This is a genomic window from Isoptericola sp. NPDC056618 (assembly GCF_042792715.1).
In the GTDB taxonomy this organism is placed as follows: Bacteria; Actinomycetota; Actinomycetes; order Actinomycetales; family Cellulomonadaceae; genus Isoptericola; species Isoptericola nanjingensis.
Map to the genome: position 1 here is coordinate 21,280 of NZ_JBHTVZ010000028.1, position 6,165 is coordinate 27,444.

At 69.8% G+C, this 6,165-nt stretch carries 5 protein-coding genes; all 5 read left to right on the forward strand.

Features of this window, described 5'->3' with window-relative positions; genetic code table 11:
* The first annotated feature begins 30 nt into the window (after positions 1-30).
* The 5 genes from ACFQ8T_RS20820 to nrdF all read left to right on the forward strand — a co-directional run bounded on the left by ACFQ8T_RS20820 (position 31) and on the right by nrdF (position 6,030).
* On the forward strand, positions 31-1,425 hold the full coding sequence (locus tag ACFQ8T_RS20820; protein ID WP_430548372.1) for a serine hydrolase domain-containing protein: 1,395 nt from the start codon (positions 31-33) through the stop codon (positions 1,423-1,425).
* 578 nt (positions 1,426-2,003) lie between these two features.
* A complete protein-coding gene (gene nrdH, locus ACFQ8T_RS20825; protein ID WP_416345666.1) occupies positions 2,004-2,246 on the forward strand; it encodes a glutaredoxin-like protein NrdH in 243 nt (80 codons plus the stop codon).
* A 165-nt stretch (positions 2,247-2,411) separates the two neighbouring features.
* Positions 2,412-2,843 carry a class Ib ribonucleoside-diphosphate reductase assembly flavoprotein NrdI gene (gene nrdI / locus ACFQ8T_RS20830; protein ID WP_430548373.1) on the forward strand — a complete coding sequence of 144 codons (432 nt, stop codon included), beginning with the start codon at positions 2,412-2,414 and terminating at the stop codon, positions 2,841-2,843.
* 38 nt (positions 2,844-2,881) lie between these two features.
* Positions 2,882-5,008 carry a class 1b ribonucleoside-diphosphate reductase subunit alpha gene (gene nrdE / locus ACFQ8T_RS20835; RefSeq protein ID WP_430548382.1) on the forward strand — a complete coding sequence of 709 codons (2,127 nt, stop codon included), beginning with the start codon at positions 2,882-2,884 and terminating at the stop codon, positions 5,006-5,008.
* Positions 5,009-5,049: 41 nt separating this feature from the next.
* Positions 5,050-6,030, forward strand: coding sequence for a class 1b ribonucleoside-diphosphate reductase subunit beta (gene nrdF / locus ACFQ8T_RS20840; protein ID WP_430548374.1), 981 nt, complete (start codon positions 5,050-5,052; stop codon positions 6,028-6,030).
* Positions 6,031-6,165: the final 135 nt, after the last annotated feature.

The following is a 6,165-nucleotide window of genomic DNA, read 5'->3' on the forward strand; positions in this document are numbered from 1 at the left end:
CAACCGCCTGTTCGGCACTACCGTGCGGGCATGACCGCCGCGCGCCCCGACCTGTCGCCCATCCCCACGCCGGACGAGGCCGCCCGGTTCGACGCCGCGCTGCGCGTGCGGTGCCGGGAGCGTCGGGTGCCGGCCCTGTCCGCCGCGGTGGGGCGCTCCGGCGAGGTGGCGTGGACCGGCACGGCCGGCTGGGCGCCGTCCGGCCCGGGCACGGCGTTCCGGATCGGGTCGATCACCAAGCCCATGACGGCCGTGGCCGTGCTGCGGCTGGTGGCCGCCGGGCGGCTCGGCCTGAACGACCCGGTGGGGCGCCATCTCGCGGACGCCCCCGCCCCGGACGCCACGGTCGCCCAGCTGCTCACGCACACCGCGGGCCTGCCGGCCGAGCCGCCGGGGCCGTGGTGGGAACGGCACGGCGCGGGGCCGTGGGACGGGCTCGTCCCGTCCGGCGTCGAGCCGCTGTGGGAGCCGGGGGAGCGGCACCACTACTCGAACGTGGGCTTCGCGGTGCTGGGGCGGCTGCTCGAGGAGGCGCACGGCCGGTCGTGGGACGCCGTCCTGCGCGACGAGGTCTGGGCGCCGCTGGGCATGACGAGCACCGGGCGGACGCCGTCGGGGGACGCCGCCGTCGGATATGCCGTGCACCCCGACGCCGACCGCGTCCTCGTCGAGCCCGTGGCCGCCTACGGCGCGATGGGGCCGGCGGGGGAGGTGTGGTCGACCCCGTCGGACCTGGTGCGGTTCGGGTCGTGGCTGGTGGGCGCGGGCGGCGCCGCCGGTGACGCCGCCGGAGACGACGTGCTCCCGCTCGCGTGGCGGCGCCGGATGGCGGTGCCACGGGCGGTGGTCGACGACGACGTGCCGTTCACGTCCGCGTGGGGGCTGGGCGTGTCCGTGCACCACGCGCAGGGTGACGAGGGGCACCCCGACCGGCGCACGGTGGGCCACGGCGGCTCGGTGCCGGGGTTCACCGCGACGCTGCGCGCGGACCCCGCGACGGGCGACGTCGTCGCCGTCTGCGGCAGCTCGACCGCCGGGTTCGGCGACGCGTCCTTCCTGCTCGACCTCCTGGACGGGCCGGCTCCCGTCCCCGTCTCCGCCGGCCCCGCCGACCCCGGCGCCCTGGCGCTGGCCGGGACCTGGTACTGGGGGCCGATGGCGTACACGCTGTCCGTGCGCCCCGACGGCTGCCTGGACCTGAGCGCGTCGGACGGCCGGAGCACGGTGTTCGGGCCCGCGCCCGACGGCGGCTGGGTCGGCGTGGCGGGCGGCTACTGGCGGGGGGAACGGCTGCGGCCCGTCGCGACCGGCACGCCCGCGGAGGCCCTCGACGTCGGCACCTTCCACCTCACCCGCACGCCGTACGACCCGGCGACGGCGGTGCCGGGCGGCGTCGACCCCGCCGGGTGGCGCTCCGTCGACTGACGGTCGCCCGCGGGTGTGCGACACACCACCGCGCGCGACACGCCGATGACGTCGACGAGTTTTCGGCCGGCTCCGCGCCGGGAATGTCCGATCTGCCGGGCCCTTCCCGGGCGGGAGCTCGAGGGTCGGCCGGACCGGGGCCCCGCAGCGCGGGGACGCGTCGTCGCGCACACGCTGTGGACGTCCGTCGCCCACCGCCTGTGGACATCCGGACGAGATCCGCACGGTGCTGCGGAAGGTCGGCCCGAGACGGTGTTGACGGCGCGCCGTGCGCCCTGTGGACGAGGGCTGTCGGACCCCCGTGGGACGCTGTGAGAGAGGGTGCGAGGCGAGGGGTGTTCGACGAATGACAGCCGTGTCAACCACAAGATGTCGGCCCCGCGCGCGCCCCGACCACTAGGTGTAGTGTTTGGAGCACGCGGGGCGCACAGCCCTTCGAACAAAGCACACCGGCGTAGTTCCACGGGCGTCATCCCTGGTCCGGGCCCTTTCGAGGCCCGTCGAGGGGACCGGCTCGCAGGGTCGCGACACCGGTCGGACGAAGCCCCCCGGCGGGGAGCGCAGAGAGGGAGAGACACATGAGCATCACGGTCTACAGCAAGCCGGCCTGCGTGCAGTGCGACGCGACCTACCGCGCCCTCGACCGGAAGGGTGTCGAGTACTCGGTGGTCGACATCACGCAGGACGCCGAGGCGCTCGAGATGGTCCGCGGGCTCGGCTACCTGCAGGCCCCGGTCGTCGTCGCCGGCGACACCCACTGGTCGGGCTTCCGCCCGGACCAGATCGCCGCGGTCGCGGCGCAGCAGGCCGTCTCGGCCTGACGCGCACCTCGGCACAGACTCGACAGGACGCGGGGCCCGCAGGCCGCGGCCCCGCACCCCACGAACGGCCGGCGCCCCGGGCTTCGACACCCGACCCGGGGCGCCGTGCGTGTTCCTCGACGCAGCGCGTCGGGCCTGGTAGCAGCATCCGGGGGGAGGCTGAACATGAGTTCTCTCGTCTACTTCTCCAGCGTGTCGGAGAACACCCACCGGTTCGTCCAGCGTCTCGGGCTCGAGGAGCTCGGCATGTCCGTGCACCGGATCCCGGTGCGCAAGCAGGACGGCTTCCTCACGGTGACCGAGCCCTACGTGCTCATGGTCCCGACCTACGGCGGGGGCAACGAGGGCGGCGCGGTGCCACGGCGCGTGCGCGAGTTCCTCAACGACCCGCACAACCGGTCGCTCGCCCGCGGCGTCATCGCCGCGGGGAACACCAACTTCGGCGCTGCCTACTGCATCGCCGGCGACATCATCTCCGCGAAGTGCCAGGTGCCCTACCTGTACGCCTTCGAACTCCTGGGGACGGCTGAGGACGCCACGCGCGTCCGTGACGGATTGGGACGATTTTGGCAACGACAGTCACTGATCTCGGCGTGAGCTCGACGACGGACCCGGAGCTCGCGGGGGCCACCCCCGTGCCGCTGCAGGGCGTGCAGCTCGACTACCACGCCCTCAACGCGATGCTGAACCTGTACGGCGCGGACGGCCGGATCCAGTTCGAGAAGGACCGCGAGGCCACCACCGCCTACTTCGAGCAGCACGTGCTGCCGAACACGATCCAGTTCGAGACGCTCGACGCGAAGCTCGACTACCTGATCGAGAACAAGTACTACGACCCGGCGGTCCTCGAGAAGTACTCGCGCGCCTTCGTCAAGGAGCTGTTCCGGCTCGCGTACTCGAAGGACTTCCAGTTCGAGTCGTTCCTCGGCGCGTTCAAGTACTACACGTCGTACACGCTGAAGACGTTCGACGGGAAGAAGTATCTCGAGCGCTTCGAGGACCGCGTCTCGATGGTCGCGCTCGGCCTCGCCGACGGCGACGAGCAGGTCGCGCGCGACATCGTCGAGGAGGTCGTCTCCGGACGGTTCCAGCCGGCGACCCCGACCTTCCTCAACGTGGGCAAGGCGCAGCGCGGCGAGCCCGTGTCCTGCTTCCTGCTGCGCATCGAGGACAACATGGAGTCCATCGCGCGCGGCATCAACTCCGCCCTGCAGCTCTCCAAGCGCGGCGGCGGCGTGGCGCTGCTGCTCAGCAACGTCCGGGAGCACGGCGCGCCGATCAAGCACATCCAGAACCAGTCGTCCGGCGTCATCCCCGTGATGAAGCTGCTCGAGGACTCCTTCTCGTACGCCAACCAGCTCGGGGCGCGCCAGGGCGCCGGCGCGGTGTACCTGCACGCACACCACCCCGACATCATGCGGTTCCTCGACACCAAGCGGGAGAACGCGGACGAGAAGATCCGCATCAAGACGCTCTCCCTCGGCGTCGTCATCCCCGACGTCACGTTCGAGCTGGCCAAGCAGAACGCGGACATGCACCTGTTCAGCCCGTACGACGTCGAGCGCGTCTACGGCAAGCCGTTCGCCGACATCTCGATCTCGGAGAAGTACGACGAGCTCGTCGCCGACGACCGCATCACGAAGACGACGATCAAGGCCCGCGACTTCTTCCAGACGATCGCGGAGCTGCAGTTCGAGTCCGGCTACCCGTACGTGATGTTCGAGGACACCGTGAACGCGGCGAACCCGATCAAGGGCCGCATCACCCACTCGAACCTGTGCTCGGAGATCCTGCAGGTGTCGACGCCGTCGACGTTCCACGAGGACCTGTCCTACGACCACGTGGGCCGCGACATCTCCTGCAACCTCGGCTCGCTGAACATCGCGAAGACGATGGACTCGCCGGACTTCGCCAAGACGATCGACACCGCGATCCGCGCGCTGACCGCTGTCTCCGACCAGACGAGCATCGAGTCGGTCCCGTCGATCCGTCGCGCGAACGAGCTCGGCCACGCCATCGGCCTCGGGCAGATGAACCTGCACGGCTACCTCGCCCGCGAGCGGATCTACTACGGCTCCGACGAGGGCGTCGACTTCACGAACCTCTACTTCTACACGGTCGCGTACCACGCGATCGCGGCGTCGAACCGCCTCGCGATCGAGCGCGGCAAGGCGTTCGGCGGGTTCGAGGACTCCAAGTACGCCACCGGCGAGTACTTCGACAAGTACACCGACGGCGAGTGGAATCCGGCGACCGAGCGCGTCGCGCGGCTCTTCGCGGAGGCCGGCGTCGCCATCCCGACGCAGGACGACTGGCGCGCGCTCAAGGCCTCGGTCATGGAGCACGGCATCTACAACCAGAACCTCCAGGCCGTGCCGCCCACCGGCTCGATCAGCTACATCAACAACTCGACGTCGTCGATCCACCCGGTGCCCGCCAAGATCGAGATCCGCAAGGAGGGCAAGCTCGGTCGCGTGTACTACCCGGCGCCGTACATGACGAACGACAACCTGGACTACTACCAGGACGCGTACGAGATCGGCTACGAGAAGATCATCGACACCTACGCCGCCGCGACGCAGCACGTGGACCAGGGCCTGTCGCTGACGCTGTTCTTCCCCGACACGGTGACGACGCGCGACGTCAACCGCGCCCAGATCTACGCCTGGCGCAAGGGGATCAAGACGCTGTACTACATCCGTCTCCGTCAGATGGCCCTGGAGGGCACGGAGATCGAGGGCTGCGTCAGCTGCATGCTGTGACCGCGTCGAGCAACTATCAGGAATTCGGGGAAGAGACAGAGATGGCGCCCACGGGGAAGCTCAAGCTCATCGATCGCGTGAGTGCGATCAACTGGAACCGGCTGCAGGACGAGAAGGACCTCGAGGTCTGGGACCGCCTGGTCGGCAACTTCTGGCTGCCGGAGAAGGTGCCGGTGTCGAACGACATCCAGTCGTGGCACACGCTCACCGACGCCGAGCGGCTCATGACCACCCGCGTGTTCACCGGCCTCACGCTGCTGGACACCATCCAGGGTACGGTCGGCGCGGTGTCCCTCATCCCCGACGCGCTGACCCCGCACGAGGAGGCGGTGTACACCAACATCGCGTTCATGGAGTCGGTGCACGCCAAGAGCTACTCGTCGATCTTCTCGACGCTGATCTCGACGCGGGAGATCGACGAGGCGTTCGCCTGGTCGGAGCAGAACCCGCACCTGCAGCGCAAGGCCGAGATCGTGCTCGACTACTACCGGGGCGACGACCCGCTGAAGCGCAAGGTCGCCTCGACGATGCTCGAGTCGTTCCTGTTCTACTCCGGCTTCTACGCGCCGATGTACTGGTCCAGCCGCGCCAAGCTCACGAACACGGCCGACCTCATCCGCCTCATCATCCGCGACGAGGCCGTGCACGGGTACTACATCGGCTACAAGTACCAGAAGGGCCTGGCGCAGGTCAGCCAGACCGAGCAGGACGAGCTCAAGGCCTACACGTTCGAGCTGCTCTTCGAGCTGTACGAGAACGAGGTCGAGTACACCGACGCGCTGTACGGCGAGCTCGGCCTCACCGAGGACGTCAAGGCGTTCCTGCGGTACAACGCCAACAAGGCCCTCATGAACCTGGGCTACGAGGCGCTGTTCCCCAAGGAGGACACGGCCGTGAACCCGGCCATCCTCGCCGCGCTGTCGCCGAACGCCGACGAGAACCACGACTTCTTCTCCGGGTCGGGCTCGTCGTACGTCATCGGCAAGGCCGTGGCCACCGAGGACGACGACTGGGACTTCTGACCCAGCCGAGGGAGGGCGAGAGGGGGGGCCGCCTAACGGGCGGTCCCCCCACGCGCGCAACCACGGGAGGTAGCGTACAACCGAGGCCGGGGTGGGGCTAACACGGCGGGGGGGGGAAAACCACGGCGGGGCCCC